At 42.7% G+C, this 23,675-nt stretch carries 24 protein-coding genes; 3 read left to right on the forward strand and 21 right to left on the reverse strand.

The window, feature by feature from the left end:
• Nucleotides 1–34: 34 nt before the first annotated feature.
• The 3 genes from OSJ91_RS20615 to OSJ91_RS20625 all read right to left on the reverse strand — a co-directional run bounded on the left by OSJ91_RS20615 (nt 35) and on the right by OSJ91_RS20625 (nt 2,701).
• Nucleotides 35–904 (reverse strand): AraC family transcriptional regulator, encoded by an 870-nt coding sequence (locus OSJ91_RS20615; RefSeq protein ID WP_350299741.1) that lies wholly within the window; start codon nt 902–904, stop codon nt 35–37.
• A 120-nt stretch (nt 905–1,024) separates the two neighbouring features.
• Nucleotides 1,025–1,546, reverse strand: a complete 522-nt coding sequence (locus OSJ91_RS20620) for a DUF84 family protein (protein WP_350299742.1) — start codon at nt 1,544–1,546, stop codon at nt 1,025–1,027.
• A gap of 81 nt (nt 1,547–1,627) precedes the next feature.
• Entirely contained in the window at nt 1,628–2,701 is a 1,074-nt protein-coding gene (locus OSJ91_RS20625; RefSeq protein ID WP_053535952.1) for a M42 family metallopeptidase, read from the reverse strand.
• A gap of 177 nt (nt 2,702–2,878) precedes the next feature.
• Between OSJ91_RS20625 and OSJ91_RS20630 the strand changes: the two genes are divergently transcribed.
• Nucleotides 2,879–3,196: a hypothetical protein gene (locus OSJ91_RS20630; protein WP_350299743.1), complete on the forward strand. Its 318-nt coding sequence runs from the start codon at nt 2,879–2,881 to the stop codon at nt 3,194–3,196.
• 49 nt (nt 3,197–3,245) lie between these two features.
• Here the strand turns inward: OSJ91_RS20630 and OSJ91_RS20635 are convergent, their stop codons facing one another.
• Together OSJ91_RS20635 and trmB are read right to left on the reverse strand one after the other, a co-directional pair.
• Nucleotides 3,246–4,091 (reverse strand): YtnP family quorum-quenching lactonase, encoded by an 846-nt coding sequence (locus tag OSJ91_RS20635; protein WP_485890329.1) that lies wholly within the window; start codon nt 4,089–4,091, stop codon nt 3,246–3,248.
• A 147-nt stretch (nt 4,092–4,238) separates the two neighbouring features.
• The gene (gene trmB / locus OSJ91_RS20640; protein ID WP_485890330.1) at nt 4,239–4,877 is read right to left on the reverse strand and encodes a tRNA (guanosine(46)-N7)-methyltransferase TrmB; all 639 of its coding nucleotides are present in this window, start codon (nt 4,875–4,877) and stop codon (nt 4,239–4,241) included.
• Nucleotides 4,878–5,119: 242 nt separating this feature from the next.
• On the opposite strand from trmB, the gene OSJ91_RS20645 reads away from it, so the two are divergent.
• Entirely contained in the window at nt 5,120–5,395 is a 276-nt protein-coding gene (locus OSJ91_RS20645; RefSeq protein WP_350299746.1) for a YtzH-like family protein, read from the forward strand.
• Here OSJ91_RS20645 and OSJ91_RS20650 read toward each other — a convergent pair whose 3' ends face one another.
• From OSJ91_RS20650 to OSJ91_RS20685, 8 genes are all read right to left on the reverse strand, one after another.
• Complete coding sequence (locus OSJ91_RS20650; protein ID WP_063232868.1) at nt 5,396–6,178, reverse strand: phosphotransferase family protein; 783 nt, start codon at nt 6,176–6,178, stop codon at nt 5,396–5,398.
• Nucleotides 6,179–6,470: 292 nt separating this feature from the next.
• A complete protein-coding gene (locus tag OSJ91_RS20655; protein ID WP_350299747.1) occupies nt 6,471–7,502 on the reverse strand; it encodes a diacylglycerol/lipid kinase family protein in 1,032 nt (343 codons plus the stop codon).
• Nucleotides 7,414–8,415, reverse strand: coding sequence for an NERD domain-containing protein (locus OSJ91_RS20660; protein ID WP_350299748.1), 1,002 nt, complete (start codon nt 8,413–8,415; stop codon nt 7,414–7,416). The genes OSJ91_RS20655 and OSJ91_RS20660 overlap by 89 nt, the downstream gene beginning before the upstream one ends.
• A 25-nt stretch (nt 8,416–8,440) precedes the next feature.
• The gene (gene thpR / locus OSJ91_RS20665) at nt 8,441–8,992 is read right to left on the reverse strand and encodes an RNA 2',3'-cyclic phosphodiesterase (protein ID WP_350302920.1); all 552 of its coding nucleotides are present in this window, start codon (nt 8,990–8,992) and stop codon (nt 8,441–8,443) included.
• Nucleotides 8,993–9,281: 289 nt separating this feature from the next.
• Nucleotides 9,282–10,520 carry an Nramp family divalent metal transporter gene (locus OSJ91_RS20670; RefSeq protein ID WP_350299749.1) on the reverse strand — a complete coding sequence of 413 codons (1,239 nt, stop codon included), beginning with the start codon at nt 10,518–10,520 and terminating at the stop codon, nt 9,282–9,284.
• Nucleotides 10,521–10,734: 214 nt separating this feature from the next.
• On the reverse strand, nt 10,735–11,589 hold the full coding sequence (gene dat, locus OSJ91_RS20675) for a D-amino-acid transaminase (RefSeq protein WP_350299750.1): 855 nt from the start codon (nt 11,587–11,589) through the stop codon (nt 10,735–10,737).
• A 21-nt stretch (nt 11,590–11,610) separates the two neighbouring features.
• Nucleotides 11,611–13,023, reverse strand: a complete 1,413-nt coding sequence (gene pepV, locus OSJ91_RS20680) for a dipeptidase PepV (RefSeq protein WP_350299751.1) — start codon at nt 13,021–13,023, stop codon at nt 11,611–11,613.
• 258 nt (nt 13,024–13,281) lie between these two features.
• Nucleotides 13,282–14,619 carry an MATE family efflux transporter gene (locus OSJ91_RS20685; protein WP_485890331.1) on the reverse strand — a complete coding sequence of 446 codons (1,338 nt, stop codon included), beginning with the start codon at nt 14,617–14,619 and terminating at the stop codon, nt 13,282–13,284.
• A gap of 431 nt (nt 14,620–15,050) precedes the next feature.
• Here OSJ91_RS20685 and OSJ91_RS20690 point away from each other — a divergent pair, with 431 nt between their 5' ends.
• Complete coding sequence (locus tag OSJ91_RS20690; RefSeq protein ID WP_350302921.1) at nt 15,051–15,785, forward strand: SDR family NAD(P)-dependent oxidoreductase; 735 nt, start codon at nt 15,051–15,053, stop codon at nt 15,783–15,785.
• An 86-nt stretch (nt 15,786–15,871) separates the two neighbouring features.
• Here the strand turns inward: OSJ91_RS20690 and OSJ91_RS20695 are convergent, their stop codons facing one another.
• The 8 genes from OSJ91_RS20695 to OSJ91_RS20730 all read right to left on the reverse strand — a co-directional run bounded on the left by OSJ91_RS20695 (nt 15,872) and on the right by OSJ91_RS20730 (nt 23,339).
• Nucleotides 15,872–16,357 carry a DedA family protein gene (locus OSJ91_RS20695; protein ID WP_350299753.1) on the reverse strand — a complete coding sequence of 162 codons (486 nt, stop codon included), beginning with the start codon at nt 16,355–16,357 and terminating at the stop codon, nt 15,872–15,874.
• Between the two features lie 234 nt (nt 16,358–16,591).
• Nucleotides 16,592–17,140: a signal peptidase I gene (lepB, locus tag OSJ91_RS20700; protein ID WP_350299754.1), complete on the reverse strand. Its 549-nt coding sequence runs from the start codon at nt 17,138–17,140 to the stop codon at nt 16,592–16,594.
• A gap of 94 nt (nt 17,141–17,234) precedes the next feature.
• Nucleotides 17,235–17,618, reverse strand: coding sequence for a DnaJ family domain-containing protein (locus tag OSJ91_RS20705; protein WP_485890332.1), 384 nt, complete (start codon nt 17,616–17,618; stop codon nt 17,235–17,237).
• Between the two features lie 439 nt (nt 17,619–18,057).
• Nucleotides 18,058–19,938, reverse strand: coding sequence for an immunoglobulin-like domain-containing protein (locus OSJ91_RS20710; RefSeq protein WP_485890333.1), 1,881 nt, complete (start codon nt 19,936–19,938; stop codon nt 18,058–18,060).
• Between the two features lie 179 nt (nt 19,939–20,117).
• Nucleotides 20,118–20,531, reverse strand: a complete 414-nt coding sequence (locus OSJ91_RS20715; RefSeq protein WP_350299756.1) for a DUF4064 domain-containing protein — start codon at nt 20,529–20,531, stop codon at nt 20,118–20,120.
• Nucleotides 20,532–20,702: 171 nt separating this feature from the next.
• Complete coding sequence (locus tag OSJ91_RS20720) at nt 20,703–20,876, reverse strand: hypothetical protein (protein ID WP_157831021.1); 174 nt, start codon at nt 20,874–20,876, stop codon at nt 20,703–20,705.
• A gap of 185 nt (nt 20,877–21,061) precedes the next feature.
• The gene (cobA, locus tag OSJ91_RS20725) at nt 21,062–22,621 is read right to left on the reverse strand and encodes a uroporphyrinogen-III C-methyltransferase (protein WP_485890334.1); all 1,560 of its coding nucleotides are present in this window, start codon (nt 22,619–22,621) and stop codon (nt 21,062–21,064) included.
• A complete protein-coding gene (locus OSJ91_RS20730; protein ID WP_485890335.1) occupies nt 22,524–23,339 on the reverse strand; it encodes a uroporphyrinogen-III synthase in 816 nt (271 codons plus the stop codon). Before OSJ91_RS20730 ends, cobA begins: the two co-directional genes overlap by 98 nt.
• Nucleotides 23,340–23,675 lie beyond the last annotated feature (336 nt).

Below are 23,675 nucleotides of genomic sequence, written 5' to 3' on the forward strand. Positions count from 1 at the left end.
AAGCGAAAAACGAATAAATTTTTATGGTTGAACACTATCCCTTTTTAATGGGAATCCAAATTTCGGAGTAATAGTCAGGGTTTGAAGCGTCGTCGTTCGCGTATACTTCCAATTCAGGAGTGCCGGCATGTTCATGACCGCTGGTAGGGAACCATTCGGAAAAAATTCGCTTCCAAGCTTGTTGCATGCTATCAGGCATAGGTCCGTGAACTTCGAATACAACCCACTTGGAAGCCGGTATCGTAAGGGTCGAAAACTCTTCAGGCGCTTTTCCGGCATACTCTGCACCTATCCAATAATCCATCGTTTCATTTTTTTCAACAGCCCGCTTATCGACACATACACCAAGCAAGCCATCTATTTGGCCATTGTTCAATTTCGCTAACTTATCTCCTGTTCCATCCGAATTGACTTTCTCCCACAACTTTGGAATCCCGATCAAATTCTCTTCATTAACCAAGGAAAACTCTTGCTTGATTCCAATCAATTGAAAGGAATCCCTTTCAAGGATATTGTATTTCATCGGTTTTGCCCCTTTCAGAATGACCTGTATCATCAGGCGTTCATAGAATTTCAGCTTCCCCATGTACTTTCGGGCTTCGCTTGGAGAAACCCCATGCTGCCTTCGAAAAGCTTTTGAGAATGCCTCGGGGTTGTCATAGCCGTACTTGTAGGCTAAATCAATGACCTTGCCATTTGTGGATGAAATCTCCTGGGCCGCCAAGGTCAGTCTTCGACGCCGGATATATTCACCAATGGAAATATCCGTTAAAATGGTGAATGTCCGTTGAAAATGAAAAGCTGAAGCATTCGCCTGCCTGGAAATGCTCTCGATCGTCAGGTCCTCCAATAAGTGCTCTTCGATATAGTCGATGGCCTTTTGGATTGATTCAACCCACCCCATATCCGCTCACCCCTTGTCACTATACTAGCAAGGCCGCTCTATAAAATCCTGTCTTATTCTGCTCTGTTTTGGCAGTGTTCGTTTCCATCATTCGAAGCCCACCCTTTCCATGCCAGTGATTCAAAAATCCTGCTTTTTCATTTTCAGCTTATATTCGTGTTGACCGGCTAGCATCCTCATGATATGAAGGAACATTTCCCCCCTGGTGATTCGCTCATTTGTAAATACGCCGATCGCTCCTTCCTTTTTGCTAATATTCTCTTGCCTTGTGAAGGCGTCCATCACCGGGCCCAACTCTTCACCGTCCAGCAGCTTCCCGGCAACGATTCCCGGAACCGGGATTCTCGCTCCGGCAGCTACTAAGACCTCACCGTCCCTCGTGGCCATTGCGCCCCAATTACACAGAAACAGGGCTTGTCCCATTTTCACGACACCGCCTTCAAGTCCGATACCCATTTCGGCATCACTGTGAATCAAGCAATTCCGGGCACGCGTCATTGCCCCCTCCATCGTTTCCTCGTCTGAAAAAGGCTGTTCCGGAACCCCGCTCTCCACTTGAAGCGAAATGATTTCAGCATCTTCATATACACCAAGCACGGCACTTACTTTCGCCGGATTCTTACTGCCCACTGCTATTTTCAATATAATTACCTTCCTTCTATGTAAAAAAAAGCTGATGGAAAAGGATACATGAAGCATCCCTTTCCATTTCAGCTTCCTCCATCAACCGTTTTTTATCAAGGTCTCGAATGTCGTTTTATCACAGGAACGAACCAATTTCCCAATCAGTTCACGTGCAGCGGCATAATCATCAATATGAATCATGGATGCATGTGTATGAATATAGCGGGAACAAATGCCAATCACCCCGCTTGGAATGCCTTCGTTTGCAATATGGACTTGCCCTGCATCCGTGCCGCCTTGGGAAACGAAATATTGATACGGAATCTCATTCGACTCGGCCGTATCAAGGATGAATTCCCTCATGCCGCGATGCGTAACCATCGAACGATCGAAAATGCGGAGCAGAGCCCCTTTTCCAAGCTGGCCAAATTCACTTTTACTGCCGGACATATCGTTCGCCGGACTTGCATCCAAAGCGAAGAAAAGATCTGGTTTAATCATATGAGCTGCAGTTTGAGCGCCCCGTAATCCCACTTCCTCCTGGACAGTTGCCCCGGAATATAAGACATTTGGTAACGTTTCACCTTTTAAATCTTTTAACAATTCAATCGCAAGTCCGCAGCCGTAACGATTATCCCACGCTTTTGCGAGGATTTTCTTCTCATTGGCCATCGGCGTGAATGGACAAATCGGTACAATCTGCTGACCTGGTTTAATACCGATTCTCTTAACATCTTCCTTATCATCCGCCCCGATATCAATCAGCATATTTTTGATATCCATTGGTTTTGAGCGTTGCGACTCATCAAGCAAATGAGGCGGAATCGAACCGATGACACCAATGACCGGACCGTTATCGGTTATGATTTCCACTCTTTGGGCCAAAAGCACTTGACTCCACCAGCCTCCTAGGGTCTGAAAGCGAATCATTCCATTTTCCGTTACGGAGGTGACCATGAATCCCACTTCATCCATGTGCCCGGCAACTAATACAGTCGGACCATCCTCATTGCCTCTTTTTACGCCAAATATTCCGCCAAGGCGATCTTGGACAATTTCATCCGAATACTTTTCCAGCTCACTTTTCATGAAACTCCGAACTGCATGTTCATTTCCCGAGGCTCCCGGTAATTCCGTCAATGTTTTAAAAAGCTCCAAAGTCTCATGATTCATTTTTCTACCCCTAACCTATGTATTGTTTCTTACTATTTTACAGAACTTAGCATCGTGTTACACTAGAAAGTTCTAATTTATCAGTTAATGGGTAAAATTTCAAATTATTAGTCAAATAAAGCGTTCTTCTGTATACTGGAAGAAGTGATTTTAAAAAATGCAATGGAGGAGAAATCAATGAATTGGAAAACGTTTTTACTGGGTACTGCAGCAGGGTTTGCTGCGGGCTATGCGACAAAACAACTATTGGATCAATCAAGTAAACCTTCTCCCGATAAAGTCTTGGCCCAAGTGAAGGAAACAGTCAAAAAAGATGGAAATATATATGGCTCATGGATCTTGATGAAGCCGGAAAACTATACAAAAAATGATTTGGACTATGAAGTGTACAAAGGCGGGGTCACCAGAAACACAGAGGGTAAACGCGAGCAATTCGAATTTGTTGCAGATGCCTCAACAGGAACGATATTGGAGCTTAATGCGCAAAATGATTGAAACATAAAAGGAGGGGCGTCAAAATGACGTCCTCCTTTTGCTTTCCTTCTTAACGCTTCCGTTTCAATTCGTCCATTATCTCCTTACCCGTTACATCCCATTTGATGGCACAGTATTGGGCATCATGGTAAAAGCTGTACCAAGACCCATTTTCCAGTCCGGATTTCATCCACTTTTCCTTCGCTTCGATAGAAGTCATGGGATAATCATCATATGCGAGGACCCAGAGGACATTCGCATGGGCGTGCGTCGGCATGATATCTGCCATGTGAATCAATCTATCCCCGCCATCCTCAATGATGATGATCGCATGTCCATCACTATGTCCCCCAGTATGGATCATTTTAATACCGTCCGTAATTTCCAGCTCACCTTCAAAAGGACGTACAAGAGAAGCGACAGCCTCCCAGTTTTCTGCCCAATATGTACTTTTTGAACGAATATTCGGTTTTTTCATTTCATCCCATTCAGTTTGGGTCGTAATGATTTCTGCACGCTCGAAAACAGGCACCCAAGTTTCGCCTTCACGTTTCGTCAAACCGCAGGCATGGTCGAAATGTAGATGGGTCATTAAAATGTAATCGATATCATTTGGCTGAAGCCCAAGTCTGCCAAGATCTTCGACAAGATTGGATTCCTCCGTCACCCCAAAATTCCGTTTCTGCTTGTCATTCAGCTTTCCATTTCCAATACCGGAATCTATAAGCATGTTCAATCCATTAGCCTGCACCAAAATCGGATCCGTTCGTAGTTCGATTTGGTTATTTTCGTTAACAGGATACTTCTTGGACCAAAGCGGTTTCGGTACAACACCGAACATCGCACCGCCATCCAAGTGAGTCACACCGCCATTCAACCATGTTAATTTAATTTCCCCTATTTGCATCTTTTCCATTATACCCCTCCTCTTCCTATAGTTTAACACCCACTTCCATATATTGAAATTGATAACGATCAAGTCGTCCTCGTGATAGAAATACACCCGCTTTAAACAGTAAAAAAACCAGATGCTGTGCACCTGGTTTCTGATCGGTGATTATGATTATTGGAACATTGCTTCCAATCTGTATATCCGGTTTCCTTTACTCGAGAACTTTTCTTCATATTCAGTCATGATATTGCCTTCAAAATTACTGTTATGCAGATCAAGGCTTACATATTTCAAGAGCATGCCGTATTCGGAAATACTCTTCAAGGAAGATTCGAATAACCCTTGGTTATCCGTCTTGAAGTGGATCTCGCCTTTGTCTGGCAGGATGCATTCATATACTTCGAGGAAGGTCCTATAGGTTAACCGACGTTTTGCATGACGTGATTTCGGCCACGGATCAGAAAAGTTCAAGTAGACCCGATCCACGTCACCTTTTGCAAAATAGTCCCCCAAGTTCGCTGCGTCAACATTCAACAGCTTTAAATTTGGAACATCCGCTTCAATCAGCAAGTCCAATGCAGCTACAATGACACTTCCATATACTTCAATTCCAATGAAATTCACATCAGGATGGGCTTTTGCCATTTCTGTGATGAATCGGCCTTTGCCCGTACCCACTTCAATATATAACGGATTATCGTTTCCGAAAACTTCATGCCATTTACCTTTATGGCTCACTGGCTGCTGAATTACATATTGTGGAAAATCATTCAAACGGTCTTCAGCCCAAGGTTTATTTCTTAAACGCATGATGACACCCCTATTTATAATATAATCGTTCAAACCATACCACGAGTGGATGGATTCCTGCAAGTTGATTTTTTCAGGAAACACCCACTGATCAAATAAAAAAACTGCCGGCCATCCAGGCGACAGTCTCTGTAGTTTTCATGTATAAAACTTTCAGCAAAACACACCATAAATAAGTGAAGGGCAGGCAAGAACCACCTGAGAATCCCTTGAATCCATATTTAAGAAAGGAGAGGTATTATATGCCGCTTTCCCATGAACATCAAATGTCACTATTGAAAGATATATTGACCAATCATCAATCAGACTGCTGCGGATCCGTTTCTGAATGTGAACAGGTTGAAAGGCTCGTCAAATCCTTAATGATCAATATGGATATTGACAGCAATGTGAAATCGATACTGACGGAGATTTACGAATACAGCCAGACAGGCATCGGTACCGCCGATTTAGATGCACATATTTCAACCCACCAGAACGACTTGTCCCAGTGGGTGGATGATATAGATCAATTCTGATCAGCCAACCATCAATAATGCTTCCAGTTTTTGCAGTAATTCATTTCTTTCCTCGTACCGCTTTCTGCGATGATGCCATTGGATGGAAAGCACAAGTTGTGAAACCGTGTGCCATTTCATCCTCATCTCCAGGCCTGCATCAAGCTTCTTGCCGTAACGGGCAAGCCATTGATTCCATTCTTCCCTTGGGACATATGAATACAGGAGTATGCCGAGGTCAATGGCCGGATCGCCTATGACCGCTCCGTCCCAATCAATCAGGAACAATCCGTCCGTTTCGGTCATGAGCCAATTATTGTGGTTCACATCACAATGACAGACGACTTTTTCGTCGCATTCAATCAACAGGAGATTGTTCTGTAAAAAATGGATGGCCTGCTTGATAATCGGAATGTCCGTAACATCCGAAGATAACCCGGTTTCTATGTCTGTAAGTATACTTTCAGGTCGTAAAGGGGATTTCCCAAGCCTTTTGAGCATGCTTAACAAAGGATCGGATTGATGAATTTTTTGAAGCAGCTTTGCGACTCTTATATTGTTCATTTCCTGCTGAGATAGCTCCCTGCCTTCCATCCAATGCTGGGCCGTAATTACATCCCCATTTTCCAGGCGTTTTGTCCACATTAACTTTGGAACAATGCCCTCAGCTGAAAGAACAGCTAAAAATGGCGATGAATTTCGTTTAAGGAAGAGCTTCTGCCCCTCTTTCTCGGCAATAAAGGCTTCTCCCGTAGCTCCTCCAGCAGGGGATATATCCCACTCCTGACCTAATAAATGTTCCAACTGGTTCACCTTCGATTTCCTCGCTTAATCATACAAATGTGGGTACGTTCACCTAGTGTATGTATTACCACTACTTTGAGTCCATGTTTTATAAAAAATCCGCCTGCTGGCGAAGCTGCATATATACTTGCATCGGGATGATACCCGCAATTAAAAACATCCTCATTTTAGAGAAATAAAAAAATAGCTATTGAGCAATTAAACAATAGCCATAAATTAAATTTTAGTTGAAAAACGGTTTCTTCGTCAAGTACTATAAAACGATTATACGCATAAAACAAAAACAAATAAATCATTTCATATTTTTGTATGGGATATCACCCTTGAACATGACGCGCATTTTCTCTTTCAGAACCACTGCAGCAACTTCGTCCCTACCAACAATTTCTCCATCAGACTGGATTTTTACTGACCCTTGATTCTTCATTTTTATCATTTTACCAGAAAAAGAATCAACATTTTTAATGTTGAGGTGACCGCCCCATAAAACGGTGATGAAGACGGTCAATAATTTCAACAAAGTAATATCATGGACCGCAATCACGTTCAACCTTCCATCATCCACCTTCGACATCGGTGAAATTTTCATTCCACCTCCAAAGTAGGGCTGGTTCGCAATGACGATGAACCATACCTTTTTCAAAAGATGCCGATTTCCATCAATGATCAATTCCATGCAGCTGGGCTTGTAAGAAAATAACTTTTTTATAAAAATGAACAGATAAATTAATTTACCCGCTCTGACAAAATTAAACCATTTTTTCAGAGGGGAACGGTTTGCTTCATCGGAAATTTCAGCATCAATGCCCATTCCCAGGCTGTTCACGAAATAACCCACCTTGCCATTCGTCTCAAACTGTCCAATATCAATGGCATTAAAGGCATTATCCTGAAATAAAGAAAGGGCTTCTTCCATACTCTCAGTTTTTTGAATGCCCCTTACATAATCATTGCCGGACCCAGCCGCAAGGGAGCCGATGATTGCGTGAGGGAAACCAATGGCGCCATTTATCATTTCATTAATCGTGCCATCTCCCCCGACAGCAATCACCCGGGTATCCTGATTCGTCCCTGATAGAATTTCCTTCGTCAATCTTAGCGCATGCCCCTTTTCCCGTGTAAAAAACACCTCATGGGGAACAGCTTTTGATTTCAGTATTTCCTCGGCTTTTTTCCAAATCTTCAAACTCTCTTCATTTCCAGCCACTGGATTGACAATGAAATACACCGTTTCATTAAGGGGCGGCATGCTCATTTCCTTCTGTTTGGTTATATTCGGCTTCCCATTCAGGTCGCAGGCTGGATGTAGTTTGGCAATATTCAAGCAATGCCTGCGCCCCTTTTAACTGCTGTGCCTTAAGAGGAGACGATATTGCCCGCATCCTTTCAAACCATTCCGGGAAGGTCCGTTTATCCAATATCGTAATATCATAAGGGGCTTCGGGATAATCGACATATCCATTCCGGGATAAAATCACCTTTTTAATCGGCATGTTCACTTCATATAGCTCAAATAACTGGGTGACGATGTTCGTCATCCGATTTGCGCCCAACAAAGGATTGAGCACTTTTTTATCAGGATGCTTATGATGCCTGCGGACCCAGAACCGATCACTCGAACCGATGAATGCAGCGTCTTCTTCCGCTTCCAGAAAAGTGATGCACCAAGCCTCAACAGGGGTCAATAAAATGACTTCGACTTCAACAGGCGCATTTTTTAATAGAAAGATAGGTTTATATAATACGAGAAACGTATCCGGAAAACGCTGCAGAAAAAAGCGGAGCCTCTCATCCAAAAAGAATGATTGGTCCACAAATGACTTTTCACGAAGCGTCGAACTGCCCCATTTCATTTGAAAGCGGAGCAATTGATTTAAATAATTTTGCTTTAATTCATCCAGACTGGCCGGACGGAACGGAAATCTTAATGAAAAAACATTAGTGTCTTCAATCTGGCTCGGCATTGGCAGTTCTTCTGCTTCTGCCTCCTGTTTACCTGTCCGGTGGAAGATGCCTTTAACCTTTTTTAAAAGGCCCTTTGACTCTTCCTGAGGCGGATCGAATTTGACTTGTGTTTCAGTATGTTCGCTATACAACCGATCTAGCTCGCCCGCATTATAAGCAGCCTTCAATTTATCCCATTGCTGTTTTTTCAACCGTGCAAATTGTGTTGGATAACGATAAATATCCTGCTCATACCGGGAAATATAATCCTGCATCTTTATGAGCTGTGCCATTCGACCACCACCCATCTCTCTATTTTTAAAGGTTTATCGTAAAAATCTTCTCGTAAGAAGGGGAAGCTCCAAGATGTGTTTGATATAACGCAACCTGATCTGCTTCAAAATGCTTATCCTGCAAATTCGCTAGCTGGCGGACGCTCTCCAACGAAAAGGGACTATTCCCCTCGAATTTTCTTGCCAGCGTTATATGAGGCTTAAACGGCTTTTTATCAAGTTCAAAACCCGCTTCGATACAAGAATTATAGACTTTCCTTTGGATGGCAAAAAGCCTATCTTGCTGTTTGACGCCTGCCCAAAGAATCCTTGGACTGTCACTCTTGCCAAAACCGCCGATATCGCCGAGTTCCAAGCCGAATGAAGCCTCATTGGAAAGCTCGCTTTCCACACGCCCCATGGCTCCCTCTTTCAATGTATCGGGAGCATTGCCCAAAAATGCCATCGTAATATGATAATCGGCTGGATGCAGCCATTTCTTAAATGGAAATTCTGGCTTAAGCTGTTCCGTAACAGCATTTAAATAAGCCTTAATATCATCAGGCAATACTAAAGCAAAGAAAAAATGAGTATTCATGGTCACTTTCATTCCTTCCTATTTTCCCTTTAATTTTACCATAATTCCGATTGCATATACCTTTTCTTGGGCTTCCTAATAAATATTCCCTCCATCAGGAATATTCAAATCTAACTTACTATGAACGCGGTCCAGGAGGGATTTTTTCGGGCTGGGTCGGATTATACACGAACTGGGTCGGATTATCTCCGCGCTAGGTCGAATTTTCACCGAACTGGGTCGGATTAACGAAACACACAGCAAAAATCCAAACAAAAAAGGACCAAAGATTGGTCCTTCCCTGCTTCTTTTAACTGAAAAGTGTTTCGTAAAGCAGGAACAAGTTCAGTCCAATGATAAGTACAGCTATAAGCCAAGCGACGCTCGAGGTGATTTTATGGTTGACCAGGCTGCCCATGATTTTTTTATTGCTTGTAAACATGATCAAGGGCACTAAGGCAAACGCGATGCCAAACGAGAGTACAACTTGGCTCATCACAAGTGCTTTGGATGGATTCACTCCCCATAATATTATGAGCAGGGGCGGGACGGTGGTAATGACCCTTCTTAAATAAATCGGTATATGTCTTTTAATGAATCCTTGCATGACAACATCACCTGTCATTACACCAACGGATGAGCTGGATAAACCGGCAAATAATAATCCTATTCCGAAGAACATCGCGACTGATGGTCCAAGCATGGCCCCGAATTGTTGGTAGGCAACATCCAAGTCCTCCACCAGTGCTCCATTATTATGAAATAGGGCAGCTGAAACTATGACCATGGCGGCATTGATCGCACCTGCAATCAACATGGCGATGACAATGTCAATGAGCTCAAAACGATAAATCCTTTTTCTCTCCATATCGTTTATTCCGACTATTCTTCTTTGCGTCAAAGAGGAATGAAGGTATATCGCATGTGGCATAACGGTGGCTCCGAGCATGCCGGCCGATAGTAAAATACTGTCCACACCCTCGAATTTTGGAGTGAAGAGTCCTAAAACAACGGCTGAAGTGTCAGGTTTTGCATAAAAAACTTGAGCGCCAAAAGCTATCACAACGACAAATATCATGACCGTAATCAGGGCTTCGAATGTTCGATATCCTCTGCGCTGGATTTCCAGAATGGCAAAGGAACCAATCGCTGCAATTATTGCCGAAGTGATTAGCGGTAAGTCAAATAGTAAATAAATCCCTAGTGCCGCTCCTATGAATTCAGCTAGGTCGGTTGCCATAATAACGGCTTCGGCCTGAATCCATAAGAAGAAAGATGTTTTTTTCGAAAATTTTTCCCTGCATAACTCTGGAAGGTTCTTTCCAGTGGCTATCCCCAATTTAGCTGATAGTGATTGGATTAGCACAGCCATTAAATTGGATGCGAAGATAACCCATAATAACGTATAGCCATATTTAGATCCGGCTGTAATATTGGTCGCATAATTCCCTGGATCAATATAGGCAACAGCTGCTATAAAGGCAGGCCCTAGATAGGGAAGCAGTTTTTTTATTCCTCTCGAAGGAGATTGATGCAACACATCGGACATATCTATTTCTACTCCTTTTTAAACGCAACTCAAATTGTTGCAACAGGTAAACTTTTTAGGTTATTAGCAAGTATATTCCTGGTTTTTGAAAATGTCAAAAAAGGAGGCTTGCATATGGATTGATTAACGTGATTGGGGATTCGGGGAAGGCCTTCTCGCTTCCGACTACACAGATAAAAAACCCCCTTGCCAAAAGTGGCAAAGGGGCATCTATCTATTTAATGGAACCGCATTGCTTCTCGATTTCCTCGGAAAACAGCTTCTGCAGTCTTTGAGTTATCGGACCGGGTTCCCCGGCTGCTATCGATTGGCCATCGATATTAATAATTGGTGTCACTTCGACGCTAGTGCTTGTATAAAGGACTTCGTCGGCTGCCATCATGTCCTCGACCGTGAAGGCTTCTTCGACATAGGGAATCCCATGATCCGCGCAAAGTTTCAGCATCACCTGACGGGTAATTCCATTCAGGATCAAGTTTGTGGCCGGATGCGTTTTAAGTTGCCCATCCACCACGATTGAGACATTTGACGAACTACCCTCCGTCACCGTACCTTCACGATGCTGGATCGCTTCATCACAGCCGGCTTCGGCCGCTTGCTGTTTAGCCATTATATTACCAAGTAGATTTAAACTCTTGATATTACAGCGCAGCCAGCGTATATCGTCAGTGGTAACAGCCTTGACCCCTGGCTTCATTTTTCCTGTATAAGGCATTTCCTTGGTATAGGCAACAAAGACCGGTTCCACCTCTGCAGTTGGAAAAGAGTGTGTACGCGGAGATACTCCCCTTGTCAGCTGCATATAGACGATACCGTCCCTCAGATGATCTTCAGCGATCAGGTCTTTCATGCGGGTTTTGATTTCCGCTGCTGTAAAAGGAACTTTCATCTGAATCAACTTCGCACTGTCCATCAGCCGGTTCAGATGCATATCCCCCGCAAATAACTCGCCATTATAAACCCGAATGACTTCATAGACGCCGTCACCGAATTGGTATCCCCGGTCTTCAATATCTACCTTTACTTCGGACCTGCTTTTAAGGTCGCCTTTAAAAATGATTTTTCCCATGTCTTTCTCCCTCTTTGCCTCTTATTTAGCCAATTCATGAATGGCACGTGCATAAATGGACGTTGCCTTAAGCATATCTTCAATATCAATATATTCATCTTTCTGATGCGCAATGTCTTCGCTTCCAGGGAAAAGCGGGCCGAATGCTACGCCTTCTTTCAATGAACGGGCGTAGGTGCCGCCCCCAATCGAAAGGAGTTCTGCTTTGTCACCTGTCTCCGCTTCATAAACTTCCTGCAAGGTCTTAATCAAGAAGCTTTCACTGTCCACAAAATGTGGAGTCGAATGCGAATTGGTCTTCACTTTCAAATTATATGCCGCAAGTCTTTCTTCCAATGCCGCCTTTTGCTGTTCCCACTCAAACGTCACTGGATATCGCATACTGAAACCGATCGAGCTGTCCCCTTGTTTTGAATAATTGAAAACGCCAGCATTGAGCGTCAGTTCACCTGTTTGTTCATCCGAATAAGCCACACCTAAATTATTTCCGCGGGAATCTTCAAACAAACGACCCTTAATGAAAGTGAAGTAGGCTTTCGCATGCGGATCAAGAGTAAGATCAGCTAAAAATGCTGCTAAATAGAGACCTGCATTTCTTCCATTTTTCGGTTCCATTGCGTGTGCCGAAACACCATTCATTTCAAGCAGCACTTGATTTTTTTGCGGAACGGCTTGGCCTCTCAATGAGTATTTTTGCAAATAATCCTGATAGTTTGCCGCCACTTCAGCAGGGTTGGCCGCTTCCACAATGGCCGTAGCAAAATCCGGTACCATATTCGTCCTTCGACCTGAAGAAAATTCGATGACATTCACGTCTGAGTTCGTGCCATTTCCTGCATCGGCAGGGTGTATAACCGAGAAATCCCAGATTCCTTTTTCCGCACTGATGATCGGGAAATCAGCATCTGGCGCGAAGCCGATCGAGGGCATTTCCTCCACTTCAAAGTACCGGTCAACGCAGCGCCAGTTCGATTCTTCATCGGTTCCAATGATCATCCTCACACGTTTGTTCAAAGGTTCTCCTAGCTCCCGAACCAGCTTCATCGCATGATAAGCAGCCATCGTCGGCCCTTTATCATCAATTGCCCCGCGAGCATATATGCGGCCATTGCGGATTTCAGCGCCGAACGGATCCGAACTCCAGCCATCTCCCTCAGGTACCACGTCCACATGGCATAATATCCCAATTAACTCCTCACCTTCACCCATTTCAATATGACCAGCGACATTATCGACATTTTTCACAGTAAAACCGTCTTTTTCTCCTAATTGAAGCATGAATTCCAGTGCTTCCTTCACCCCTTTACCGAATGGGGCCTCCTCTGTAGGATGTTCCTCATCCAGTACACTTTTTATTTTCAATAAGTTTTGAGTATCCAGTAATAAGTCCATTTTCCGTTTTTCAACTTCTTCTCGCCAATTCAATTCACTCAAAATACGACAACTCCTCTTTTATATATATTTTTCATTTTATCACTTTTACTACCTGATTCGCCAAGCGTTGCTACCTATTCTTCGTATTCCCGTATTATCGCTACCGTCAAACTAACGATAAAACCCTTACATAAATAAAAAGCACCCCGTTGATTTCCTCCCCAGGCACTCGCTTTCCTCGGGATTCTCGCACCTTTCATTCCATCAACTAAAATTTAGATAGACTCCCTTTTGTCTACAAAAAAACACCCTCTTTTATTAAAAAGAGGATGATTTCATTAAACTATCGGCATCCATAAGCTTTGTTACTTTTCGGTTTAGCCTCGGGATGTATAATGCTAAAAACACGGAACGTCCTATACTGAAAGCCAGGAATGCTAGCCATAATCCATGATTGCCATGATTGCTGACCGCTGAGAATTGGACAATCAAAAAAGCCAATAGTGCAAGAAGCATCGAGTTCCTTACTGGAACGGCTTCAGTCGCACCGGTGAACACTCCATAAAAAATGAGTCCGATAAAGGCACTGAATGGGAATAACACTATCCAAAGTCCATATTCATGGGCCAGTTCGATGACACCGGGAATATCCGTGAAAAGGAGAATGACCTCATCGCTGAATAGATAGTAAGATGCGGCAAGTATGACCGAAGCATATAAGCCCCACCGCGCCGATAGTGAGAGTGTTTTTTTATAAAGGTTTATATCTCTCGAACCAATCGCCTTCCCGACCAGAAGACTTGATGCATTCGCGAAGCCATCAAAGCAATAGGCCATCAGGTAATGGATTTGAATAAGTACGGCATTTGCCGCCAGTGTCTCTGTCCCGAAAGTGGCTCCCTTGGCTGTAAAAAGATTGAAAACCGTGATCAGGCAAATGGTCCTGATGAATAAATCCCTGTTGACCACCATCATTTTTTTCAGGGAAGCCCGATCGAACCCCTCCCGGAATGAAAATGAATCCGGTACGTTGACCGCTTTCCGGATCACCCACAAGCCCAGGAAAAACGCGGCAATCTCTGATATCAATGAAGCGGCAGCAACCCCTGATACAGACCATGAAAAGCCATTTACAAAAACGAGGCATAAGAATATATTGATCACGTTCATGAAAACTTGGATGAACAAAGATGTTTTTATCCTGGATTTCCCGATTAACCAGCCTAAGATGACATAGTTCAATAATGCAAAAGGTGCACCCCATATCCGGATGCCGAAATAGTCTGCGGCAAAGGCGGAAACGTCCGATTCAGGACCGATTGCACCTAACGAAACATTCAAAATGGGCTTTTGGATCACGATAAAAAGAAGACCGATGATCGCTGCTATCAAAAAAGGCCGAACCAAGGCCATCAGGCTTTGCTTTTCATCCCTTGCCCCCTCCGCTTGTGCAGCGAAGGCAGATGTACTGACCCGAAGAAAACCAAAAAGCCAATACATCGTATTAAAAATAATGGTTCCGACAGCCACCCCGCCAATATAGGCGGGATCGCTCAACTTTCCAACCACAGCCGTATCGACCGCACCGAGCAAGGGCGTACTCATCGTCGAAATCGTAAGCGGGATGGCCAAGGAAAGATACATTCTGTTATTCATATATGATGACCTCCAATGTACATAAAAGTTCTAAAAAATCAAATTTGGAATGACGTTATAAAAATTTGTATTCAAAGTACAAAAAGATTGCAGTATTTCATTTTAATCACTAGAATTGAACATATGGTGCTCCCCAAGATCATACGATGCCTCTACAAGATTACTTGTGAATCGGTTCAAATAGAACGGATTAAGCTATTTTAGATATTGATGATATACGGTATCAAATTTGTAGATTAAAAGATTGATAACGCTCTCAACGTTTTCCACAAATATTTTTTATCCAGCAAGAAAAAGTAAATTCGCAAGCAGAAAAATAAAATGCTTGACGGATTCTTGAAGGAGTTATAGTATTGCTCGTTGATAATATAACTTTTGAACTATGCTTGAACATACATTCATCGTTACAACAACAATTAGGAGTGATCATGATGGGAAGATTGACTGATAAAGTAGCCATTATCACAGGCGGAGCATCTGGTATGGGAAGGGAAATGGTTGACCTATTCACAAAAGAAGGAGCACAAGTCATTGCTGCTGATATCAATGAAAAAGCTGTAGCTGTTGTGAATGAATTGGATAACGTCCATGGAGCTGTACTTGATGTATCTTCAGACGAAAGCTGGAAAAAAATGACCGATGAAGTTATCGCTAAATTTGGCAAGATCGACATTTTGATTAACAATGCCGGTATATCAACGGAAAAAGGCATTAACGATACGTCATTGGCCGATTGGCAGCTAATGTTAAGCATCAATGGATTTGGACCATTCCTTGGAATGAAACACGTTGTTCCTTACATGGCTAAAGAAGGTAAAGGCGCAGTCGTGAACATTTCTTCCTTTACTGCTCAAATCGGAATGGGCTTAAACTCTTATTCTGCTTCAAAAGGTGCCGTTCGTGCTATTTCCAAGGCTGCCGCAACGCAATATGGCCGCATGGGTGTCCGTGTCAATGCCGTATTCCCTGGTATCATCGAAACACCGATGACTCAAAAATTAGAAGAGTCAAAAGAGTTAGTGAACCAAATGATCAAGGCAACTCCATTACAACGCTTGGGTCAGCCGGCGGATATTGCAAATGCCGTGCTTTATCTAGCATCCGATGACGCTTCATACGTAACTGGTGCCGAGCTTGTCATCGACGGTGGATACTCAGCTCAATAAATATAGGCAGAAATGGAAAAACCCGTTTCTGGAATCCAGAAACGGGTTTTTCTGATTCAATAAAGAAATTTTGAAGTTGAAATGATTTAAGTTAACACTCCAATGAAATAGCCAAAAGTCGTAAATACCAAACACCAGCTGAAAGCCCCTGCTCCGGCAAAGATAAAGTACTTTCGTTTCCCCATTCCATTCATACCGGAAATGTAACTGGCGAAGTGACGGACTCCTGGGATGAAATAGGCTATGATAATGGTCCAAGGACCGTATTTATTGAACCATTTCTCCAATTTTTCCAACCTTGCAGGGGTCATTTTGATCCACTTACCATACTTCCTCAAAAAAGGCTTCCCTACCTTTTTCCCGATGAAATAACTGAAAAGCATCCCGGTTATCGATCCAAGGAAACTGACAAGGAATGCTCCCTGGACATTCAAAACGGAAATGGATGACAAATAGCCGACAAAAGTCATCATGAACTCATCAGGAACCGGCAAGCCAATAATCCCAATGGCCAACAGCCCATATATCGCGAAATAACCATAGTTTGATATTAAATCCTTTACCATATCCATCTATAGTACTCCATCTCAGCACCCTTTTTTAAAGTAATCCAATTTCTAATGCGGGCCTGGGTAACGTGATTACTTCTTTTTAATAGGATAACCTAATTTAACCCAAATGAGTTGATTTTCATAAAAAAAGATAAAAAAAAGTAGAATTGACACGTTTTTTGTTGAAAAACCTGTATGACAATGAAATGAAAAACGCAACAATAAAGCGGACTCTAAACCTGAGTCCGCTTCTTCTTATTTCACAATCTTTATTTCATTGATCGGCCAATACACTAGATTCGCCTTGCCTACAATTTCATCGACGGATATCGTGCCGATTTCACGGCTATCCAAACTATTTTGGCGATTGTCCCCCATAAGGAACAGCTGATCTTCCGGCACAGTCATGCTGCCTGTAATATCTTCGAGCTTGAAGGATTCAGTCAGCGGCACCCCTGCCATCTGATTCTTATATTTGTCCAAGTATGGTTCTTCATAAGCTTTCCCATTAATATAAAGCGTATCATCTTTATATTCAATATGGTCACCTGGCAGACCGATAACCCTTTTTATATAATCTTTATCTACCGTCGCATGAAAAACGACAATATCAAACCGGTCGATATTATCGATATTCGTTCCAAACTTGGTAAGAACAATTCTCTCGTGGTCTTGCAGAGTCGGCATCATTGACTCACCGTCCACGACAATCGGTGCAAAAATATACGTTCGAATTAAAAAAGCTAGAATGACTGCAATCAATATCGCTTTTATCCATGAAAAAACTTCTTTTCTATTTTCCAATCGAAGTCCCTCTCTCTGTTTTTTATTCATGCCATTATATCATAATCCTTTAATGATCACGTCATACAAATACCCACATTTTACACATTATCAATTACTTCCATTTTTCATATTGGATATCGATGCTTTCCAACTCTATTTCCCTGCGCTGCATTTTGGCTGGACAAATCGCATTATATGTACGGACTTTCTCATTTATTTCATCAATTCGTTTCATTATTTCAGATTCAGGTCCATTCATTTTTTTCAATCGAACCAATCCGGATAGCTCTTCCCGAATTTCTTTTTGCCATTTTATCCAAAGCGGAAGGTAGCCGGCAACCTTGGCCTTTGTCAAGAAATTGTCATATATATTTCCCGATAACGCCGACTCCGGAAGCGGTTTTCCAAAGCCAGGATTATTCTTCAACCCGCCGTCACGTTCATATTCCTTAAAAATCTGATCCATCCAGTTTACATGCCCGTGTTCTTTGCCCATAAACAATCCCCCTTCAGATCACTTTCTGTTACATCTATTTACAATTATAACATTTTTATCAATATCCACTCCACCCTGAAGGACACTTTCTACTATTATATATGCATATCTTTCAGCCAATCACATTCAGACATCAAAAAAAGAATTCCCTATGACGGGAATCCTACAGATTGTAGACAAACTCGATGAAAATCAAGTTTATCTACAGTTTTTATGAGGATTTGTAAAATCTTGGACGTCGATTGAAACGTAGGGCACTCGCTTTCCGCGGGCGGTCCGGTAGCCTCCTCGGCGTTTTTGGGCCTGTGGGGTCTACCCTCGACTCGCTTTTCCCGCAGGAGTCTCGCACACCCGCTCCAATCAACTTTGTTTTAAAATTTAGATAAAACCTTGCCTACAAACTCAAGGATTCCCCTATTGCGGGAATCCTTTTTGCCTTCTATTTAACTGTGATTTTCCTTTTTACTTCTGCCTTGTTCTTCGATTTATCCGTAACTGTGTAAGTCAATGTATAGGTACCTTTTTTCTTCGTATTCACCGTACCTGTTATTTTGATCTTACTTGTTAAACTTCCATCAAGATTATCTTTCGCAGATACACCTGATTTAGGATTGAATGTCGAGTTATAGGCAATGGTTTTGCTTTTGGCACCGGAAATGACCGGCTTGGTGCCGTCTACCGTAATTTTTCTTGTGACTGTCGCAGTATTTTTCGATGAATCAGTGATTGTATACTTTAATGTATACGTTCCCTTTTTCTTCGTATTCACCGTACCTGTCACTTTGATTTTACTTGTCATGTTGCCATCCAGGTTATCTTTTGCAGAAACACCTGATTTAGGGTTAAAAGTCGAATAATAGCCAACGGTTTTACTATTGGCTCCCGAGATGACTGGCTTGGTGCCATCTATCGTGATCTTCCTTGTGACTGTCGCTGCATTTTTCGATGAATCGGTGACCGTATACTTCAATGTATAGGTCCCCTTTTTCTTCGTATTGACTGTACCCGTCACTTTGATTTTACTAGTCAAGTTGCCATCGGCATTATCCTTGGCACTCACGTTCGTTTTTGGATTGAATGAAGAATTAAGTTTGATGGTTTTATTCCCGGCACCTGAAATCACTGGCTTGACTTGATCATAAACGGTTATTTTCCTTGTGACCTTGGCAACATTCCCAGCCTTGTCAGCTACCGTATAAGTCAAATTATAGGCGCCCACTTTCTTGGTATCCACCTTACCTTCAACACGTATGGCACTCGTTAAGTCACCATCTTTATCATCCTTCGCCTTTATGCCGGTTTTAGGATTGAAGGTTGAGTTGAATGGAATCGATTTACCGGCAGCCCCTGAAATCACAGGCTTATTTGTATCCTTGACAATCGATGGCCGATTGGAGATGTAAGCCGATGAAACATACCCCTTAATACTTTTGTCTTCCGTTTGTACGGGGTAAAAGACAAATTTATTTCCCTTAGAATCGTGATATTCAAAATTCCCTGTAATGATCAAGCTTGTATTGGGTGGCACACGTACTGCACCTTCCGTATTGCTTATTTCTTTCCTGATATTCGCGCTTGATGATGTCACCACTTTGTCACCTGCCTTGAACCAATAAACAGAGTCATGCGTTTGATCTGTCAGCGTGTATTCAAGATTTTTAAAGATGATATTTTCAGTGCTAGTCCGATCATATTGAAAGTCCGATGTTTTGAATGGATACTTTGCCAGTTTTGTATCAGTTAAATAACTTTGTTTTTCTATCTCAGCAAAAACTTCCTCTTGGTAGGCATTTGCATTTCTTTCCCCGTTTTCCTGGTAAAGAGGACTGTTCTCCGGTTTTGTCCCATTGTAAGCCATGACAGGGAAATACCAATTTTCGATGACCCTCCGTCCTGCACCTTTGATCTTAGGCAAATCCCTTCTTGAATACATGCCATTCAGGACCTCGACGCCTGCCTCGATATTGTAGACTATATCATTTTCCAGCTTTTTCTGGTCATATCCAGTTTTATTGGTAAGCTGCATTAGACCGATGCCGCCATCGTCGGATTTAATCGGTTTACCGTCCTCATTAAATTGCCTCCAATCCCCGTTTTCCTGCGTAGCCACCGCTTTTACCACTTCAGGGGGGATTTCAGCCTCTATTGCCGCATTCGTCAGTAAGCAGTTGATCTGCTTATGGGAAGGATTTTCATTGGATTGAATCTCACCGAATGATGAACACGCATTGGTTATTCCAGACTCCGCTAAAGCCTGTCCATTGAACAAACCAAGTGTTAAACAGGTCAGTGCTCCAATCTTCATTAAAGGTATCTTCATCGATCGAACTCCAGTCTATTTATATTTAAATCTATAATAATAGTAACATGATAGACTGGTGATTGCAGGTATAATAAGGTATTTACTCCTAAAATATCCTTACAGCATAAAAGAAGCTTACCCGCATTATCGGGAAAGCTCCTTTGTTTTCAAATTACAAAACTATGTATGATGCCGGATCATTCAATCACTTCCACCGTTTCCCTCGGCTTCCTTACAAGGCACATGATACCCGGTACGATGAAGAAGATAAGCGGCCAAACATGAAAGATCGTCACAATGCCCGTAATGATCAATAAGATTCCGGCTCCCTTCACTTTGCCGCCTTTTAATAGAAAGATAGCGATCAAACCGCCTGACAAGGCAATGAACAGCGATATGATCCCAGCCCATAATAAGCCCATGAAAAATTTGACTGACATATCTATCTCAGATGAAGAAAACTCCTGAGAATCTGACATTAATGAGTAGTCCACCATTTCTTTCAAATCGATACTGTTGAGATAAACGGCCGTTATGATCGTCACGATTAAAAAAATTGCAGCGATGCTCACGCCTATGATACTTAATACGTATTCCCATGTCCGTTTCATTTGCTTCGCCTCCCTGGAAAAGTCACTTATATATAATACCCAATCTGGGAAGGAATAAAAGACTTTTATTCTTTACTCCTCAAAATCTTACGAGCGTCCATTTGGCAAGGCTAATCCAATCTATCCCTGCCATAACTCGCAAACAGGAAACCGACCCCGGAGATACGGCCGTCACTCATCCTTCTTTTTCAATCGTTCATTTAATTCATCTCTTTTATTTTCAAGGTTATTCATTTTTGTCATATGTTTTATAAAGAAACGGATCGACTTCACAACCATTACGAATAGCAGAACTAGTAGGGCAAGGTAGAATAATTGCCATAAAATATCAACAATATTAAACATTAAGTCACCGCCTGTCTTTGAATGAATTCCGGCCAATAAAAGCAGTAAGTAAGGGCTTTTCGTACTCCGTGATGTTCCGTAATTAAATGATAACACGATTGGACTTAACACTGAACGCCAACAATATTAATAGAAGTGAATAACGAAGCCCCTCCAAAGGAAATAGACTCTGTAATTATCAGAGCCTAAAAAACATACCTATTCACGATCAACTCCACCAATTGTTCGACAGACGGTTCATTGGGCATCATATCCAATGTAAATCCATAGTCTTTAAGTCTATTGCCGGTACTTTCCCCGATTACCCCGATGGAGGCTTGATTTAGAAGCCCTTCAACATCCACGTCTGCCTTGTTCCCATATTGCATCAGCATATCAACTGAATGCCGATTCGAAAAAAGTACCGTTCCGACAGCTTTCCCCTCCAGCATTCTCGGAAGGATTTCAAGGAATCTTTCATCGACAAATTTATCGATTGATTGAAAATAGTCTCCGTCCCCATGAGCCGGATCTCTTTGATCTCTGTTTCGATCTCCAACAACCAACAGTGTTCCGGCTTCCGCCATCTCGGATTTGAGCTCTGCCATCAGTCCCCGTTGCTGTAAAGCCTTTTTCGATTTTCTTGATAACACATAAAGTTTCGAAGAAATCTGGCGGAAATCAATTGCATGTTCTGTGAGTGAATCCAAGAATCCATGGACACTTTCGGGCGAAGTGAAGAGTATTTGATCATACGAAAGAAAAGAGAGCAGCTGACTTTGTTCTATTTTCACTTTTGCCGCATTCCATTTAGGAAACTCGATGACTTCGCCGCCAAGTTCATGCAGGGCTTCTGCCAAGGAACTCTTTGCCGTTCCTGTCCTGGCCACTAAAAACCGTTGTCCATATAGCGGCTTCTTTTCGAACCATTGCAGTTTTCCCCTTAGTGAAATGATATCCCCGACCAAGGTGATCGCAGGATTGCCAAGCGATCTTTCACTTACCCTTTCGACGATATCATCCAATGTCCCCTCGACACTTTCCTGTCTTCCATATGTCCCCCATTGAATGACGAGTGCCGGCGTGTTCCCAGGCTTTCCATGATTGACCAAATTTTCACGGATATAAGAAAGATTGGCCACACCCATATAAAAAGCGACCGTATCTATACTTTTCACAAGCCCGTTCCAATCTATATCCTTCTTCGTTCGGTCATGGCCCGTCACCATCGCAAAGGAGCGTCCGTAATCCCGATGCGTGACGGGGACTCCTGAATACATGGATGCGGCAATGCTGGACGTAACCCCCGGAATGACTTCGAATGGGATTCCCTCATCCTTCAACGATTCCGCTTCCTCCCCGACTCTTCCAAAAACGGCAGGGTCACCGCCTTTCAAACGGACGACCCGCTGCCCTGCCTGTGCTTTGGAAACAAGCAGCTCATTGATTTCCCCTTGACTGATGCCAGTGGTATAAGGTGTCTTGCCACAATATATCAATTCACAATCGAGGGTGGCAGCCTCCAACAGTTTGGGATTTAGCAATCTGTCATACAAAATGACGTCCGCTTTTTCAATTTCTTTTTGACCCTTTACGGTAATCAGGCCCATATCACCCGGACCTGCACCCACAAAATAAACCTTGCCCTTGGTCATGCTGCACTCACCCCTATCTGCTTGCCATTCCCTGATAATATTTAACCAGTTCCACCATTGCACTGCCCATCCGTTGATCTTCAGGATAAATGACCCGCTCGATCCCTTCATCGATTACCACCTGCGCCGTTACCTTTCCGACCGCAAGAGCAATTACATCTGATGCAAACAGGTCGAATATCTTATCCTCCACACCTTGTTCACGGACAAATCTCATTAAATTTCGCGGCTGCGGTGCACTCGTGAACACAACCGAATCGATTTTGCCTTCAAGGAGTTCTTGGATCAGCTGCTGCATCGTTTCTTTTTCGGGCGGTATATGTTCATATGGCAGAATTTCTTTATGCTCCACTTTTTGTTCATCCAACCAATTCATCAAAAGTGGCGCCGGATCGCCGTGAAGCTGCAAAGCGACCTTTACACCTCCTGGCAGATGACCTTCCAGATTGCGAACAAGACCTGCCGTACTGCCATCATCATCACGGATTAATGGCTGCAGGCCAAGCTTTTTCAGCATATTCACCGTTTTATAACCCCTAGCTGCAATTTTCATAGACTTCAAGGCTTCTACGAAACGATCTCCCGCTTCCATCTTCACGGCCGTTTTATATAATAATTCCGTCCCCACTCCCGTCGTGAGGATAATCCAATCGAACTCCCCTTCCATCAACCGGGTGACATCCTCTTCCAAATGGGAATCATCAAGGAATACCGTCCCCTGTGCCGGGCGAACGAGCGGGACTCCCCCAAGATTTTGAACGATTTTACTAAGTTCTTCCGTCTTCCTTGCTCCCAATAAAGCAACGGTCCTGCCATTAAGCTTACTCATCCATGCCCCTCCTATATGTACATTCAATTAAATCCATCTCACCCATTATACAAATTTTCAGTCTTTTAAACTATAAAAAACGGATTCCGTATCAAAAACAACGCTTTTTCTTTCTTTTATCCTATATGAAATTAAGCATATCAACCAAGAACTAGCATTGTTAGGTCATATCTAAAATAAAAAAAACTTCAAATTGTATAATAATAGAAGGTCTTTTGGCATACTGAAAAAATAATGCTCTGCTGTATATAATAAACTTCGTTACATATTTCCAATAAGTTCGAATATAAAAGCTCCTAAACCTAATGATAAAATCACAAAAATACTAGAAAATAT

The organism is Bacillus sp. T-10(2022) (assembly GCF_056502895.1).

What these genes read in the sequence shown, in the direction of transcription:
- OSJ91_RS20615 (WP_350299741.1), bottom strand. Translation starts at nt 904, where the DNA reads ATGGGGTGGGTTGAATCAATCCAAAAGGCCATCGACTATATCGAAGAG.
- OSJ91_RS20625 (WP_053535952.1), bottom strand. Translation starts at nt 2,701, where the DNA reads ATGAATCATGAGACTTTGGAGCTTTTTAAAACATTGACGGAATTACCG.
- OSJ91_RS20630 (WP_350299743.1), top strand. Translation starts at nt 2,879, where the DNA reads ATGAATTGGAAAACGTTTTTACTGGGTACTGCAGCAGGGTTTGCTGCG.
- OSJ91_RS20635 (WP_485890329.1), bottom strand. Translation starts at nt 4,091, where the DNA reads ATGGAAAAGATGCAAATAGGGGAAATTAAATTAACATGGTTGAATGGC.
- trmB (WP_485890330.1), bottom strand. Translation starts at nt 4,877, where the DNA reads ATGCGTTTAAGAAATAAACCTTGGGCTGAAGACCGTTTGAATGATTTT.
- OSJ91_RS20645 (WP_350299746.1), top strand. Translation starts at nt 5,120, where the DNA reads ATGCCGCTTTCCCATGAACATCAAATGTCACTATTGAAAGATATATTG.
- OSJ91_RS20660 (WP_350299748.1), bottom strand. Translation starts at nt 8,415, where the DNA reads ATGGCACAGCTCATAAAGATGCAGGATTATATTTCCCGGTATGAGCAG.
- thpR (WP_350302920.1), bottom strand. Translation starts at nt 8,992, where the DNA reads ATGAATACTCATTTTTTCTTTGCTTTAGTATTGCCTGATGATATTAAG.
- OSJ91_RS20670 (WP_350299749.1), bottom strand. Translation starts at nt 10,520, where the DNA reads ATGTCCGATGTGTTGCATCAATCTCCTTCGAGAGGAATAAAAAAACTG.
- dat (WP_350299750.1), bottom strand. Translation starts at nt 11,589, where the DNA reads ATGGGAAAAATCATTTTTAAAGGCGACCTTAAAAGCAGGTCCGAAGTA.
- OSJ91_RS20685 (WP_485890331.1), bottom strand. Translation starts at nt 14,619, where the DNA reads ATGAATAACAGAATGTATCTTTCCTTGGCCATCCCGCTTACGATTTCG.
- OSJ91_RS20690 (WP_350302921.1), top strand. Translation starts at nt 15,051, where the DNA reads ATGGGAAGATTGACTGATAAAGTAGCCATTATCACAGGCGGAGCATCT.
- OSJ91_RS20695 (WP_350299753.1), bottom strand. Translation starts at nt 16,357, where the DNA reads ATGGATATGGTAAAGGATTTAATATCAAACTATGGTTATTTCGCGATA.
- OSJ91_RS20705 (WP_485890332.1), bottom strand. Translation starts at nt 17,618, where the DNA reads ATGGGCAAAGAACACGGGCATGTAAACTGGATGGATCAGATTTTTAAG.
- OSJ91_RS20710 (WP_485890333.1), bottom strand. Translation starts at nt 19,938, where the DNA reads ATGAAGATACCTTTAATGAAGATTGGAGCACTGACCTGTTTAACACTT.
- OSJ91_RS20715 (WP_350299756.1), bottom strand. Translation starts at nt 20,531, where the DNA reads ATGAAACGGACATGGGAATACGTATTAAGTATCATAGGCGTGAGCATC.
- OSJ91_RS20720 (WP_157831021.1), bottom strand. Translation starts at nt 20,876, where the DNA reads ATGTTTAATATTGTTGATATTTTATGGCAATTATTCTACCTTGCCCTA.
- cobA (WP_485890334.1), bottom strand. Translation starts at nt 22,621, where the DNA reads ATGAAGGGATCGAGCGGGTCATTTATCCTGAAGATCAACGGATGGGCA.
- OSJ91_RS20730 (WP_485890335.1), bottom strand. Translation starts at nt 23,339, where the DNA reads ATGAGTAAGCTTAATGGCAGGACCGTTGCTTTATTGGGAGCAAGGAAG.